Below are 2,055 nucleotides of genomic sequence, written 5' to 3' on the forward strand. Positions count from 1 at the left end.
GTCCTGCGGCGCGTGCTCCGCCGCGCGCGCGAGGGCCAGGTCGAGCGCGAGCGTGGCGTAATGGGTCTGGGCGGCGAAGGCTTCCGCCAGGTTGCGCAGATTCGTCTGCTCGCGTTCGATCGTGTCGTGGTAGCTCGACACCAGCAGGCCGGCGAGCGTCACCGTGAGCGCGACGATCAGCATGGCCGCCGCCGCGAGCGGCCGCGTGTCGCGCGGGGTAGGGGTCGGAGTGGGCACGTTCGTCAATACATTGATGTCGAGCCCAAGTATAAACCGGCGGACGTCCGCCGGGGGGGGCGATCACCGCCTGGGCAGGCGGATTGCCACGCGCAGGCCGCGCGGCCGTGCATCCTGCAGCTCGACGGTGCCGCCGTGCTGCGCGACGATGTCCCGCACGATCGCCAGCCCGAGCCCGCACCCTTCGCCCTGGTCCGTGGCGCGCACGAACCGTTCGAAGACGCGGGCGCGGTCCGCTTCCGGGATGCCCGGGCCGTTGTCGGTGACGGTCACGAGCACGTCGCCGCCATCCGGCGCAACCCGGACCGTGATCTCGCCGCCGCGGCCCGTGTACTTGATCGCGTTGTCGATCACGTTGGTGAGCGCTTCGCGCAGCAGCAGGGCGTTGGCCTCGATGCGCAGCGGCGCGGCGGCGGGCGGCTCGGCGTCGTCCATGCCGAGGTCGATCTGCGCCCGCAGCGCGCGCGGCACGTATTCGGCGACGATCTCCTGGACGAACGCGGGCATGTCCAGCGGCGCCTTGTCGGAGGCCGCCGCGGCCTCGGGATCGGCGCGCGCCAGCATCAGCAACTGGTTGATCAGGTGGGCGCCGCGGGTCGCGCTCTGGTCCACCAGTTTCAGCCGCGCGATCAGCGCGGGGTCGTCGGTCGCCGCGATCGCCAGCGCCGTCTGGCTCTTCAGGCCCGCCAGCGGCGTGCGCAACTGGTGCGCCGCGTCCGCGATGAAGCGTTTTTGCGCATTCACGTTCTGGCGCACGGACGCGAGCAGGGCGTTCAGCGCGCGCACGAGGGAGTGGACTTCCTGCGGCGCCGATTCGATCCGCAGCGGCGCCAGGTCGAGCGGCGAGCGGCCCTCGACCTCCTTGCGCAGGCGCAGCAGCGGCGCCAGGCCGGCGCCGGTGCCGATCCAGACGATGAGCGTCAGCAGCGGAATCAGCGCGGACAACGGGAGGAGGGTGTCCATCAGGATGAGCTTGAAGATGTCCTCGCGGTGCGCCATGTTGCGCGCCACCTGCACGAGCATCCACTGCTCCTTGCCTTCCGGCGCGGCGTAAGGGAGATAGAGCGCCGCGATCCTGACCTTCATCGATTCCCGCAGGCCGCGTCCGCCGGCGGGACCGGCGGACTTGATCTCGCCGTCGTAGAAATACGGATCGTTCAGGCGCGGCCGCATGGACGCGGGCGGCATCGGGATGCTGTTGTTGCCGAGGATGAATTCGCCGGGCGGCGTGCTGACCATGTAGAACAGCCGGTCGTTGGGATCCGTCTCGAGCACTTCCTGCGCGGCGCGGGGAAAATCGATCAGCAGGCCGTTGCCGATGGGCTTGACCCTTCGGGCCAGCGCCCGGGTGGCCTGGGACAGGGTCGCGTCGGCCGCCTGGTTGACGTAGCGGACGGCCAGCCGGTAGGTGGCGAAACCGCCTGCGACCCACAGTACGAGCTGGGGCAGCAGCACCCAGATGACCAGCTGGCGGCGCAGGGAGAGCGTGCGGGTTCCCCGTTCAGGCCGGTCGTCCATCGGCGCGCTCGACGGCCAGCAGGTAGCCGAGTCCGCGGACGGTGCGGATCTCGAGGCCCGAACCTTCCAGCTTGCGGCGCAGCCGGTGGATGTGGACTTCCGCCGTGTTGCCCGCGCCGACTTCGGTGCCGTCGCCGGCCCACGCCGTGGCGATCTGCTCCTTCGTGACGACCTTGTCGGCATGGACCAGCAGCAGTTCGAGCAGGGTCGCTTCGCGCGGGCTCAGCTCGACCGGTTCGCCGTGGATGACGGCGCGCCGCGCGGCCCGGTCGAAGTGGAGGCCGGACAGCGCGACGTCAT

The 2,055-nt window shown here is 70.7% G+C and carries 3 protein-coding genes; all 3 read right to left on the bottom strand.

Annotated features, from left to right (window positions below):
* Positions 1–237 (bottom strand): hypothetical protein (locus tag ACEN88_RS30060; protein ID WP_413345600.1); only part of this gene is annotated, 237 nt, incomplete at its 3' end.
* A gap of 63 nt (positions 238–300) precedes the next feature.
* The gene (locus ACEN88_RS30065) at positions 301–1,755 is read right to left on the bottom strand and encodes a sensor histidine kinase (protein WP_413345602.1); all 1,455 of its coding nucleotides are present in this window, start codon (positions 1,753–1,755) and stop codon (positions 301–303) included.
* On the bottom strand, positions 1,739–2,055 hold a 317-nt coding region (locus ACEN88_RS30070; protein ID WP_413345604.1), incomplete at its 5' end, for a winged helix-turn-helix domain-containing protein. The genes ACEN88_RS30070 and ACEN88_RS30065, both read right to left, overlap by 17 nt.

Source organism: Massilia sp. CT11-108, assembly GCF_047302915.1.
Classification (GTDB): Bacteria; Pseudomonadota; Gammaproteobacteria; order Burkholderiales; family Burkholderiaceae_D; genus Telluria; species Telluria orientalis.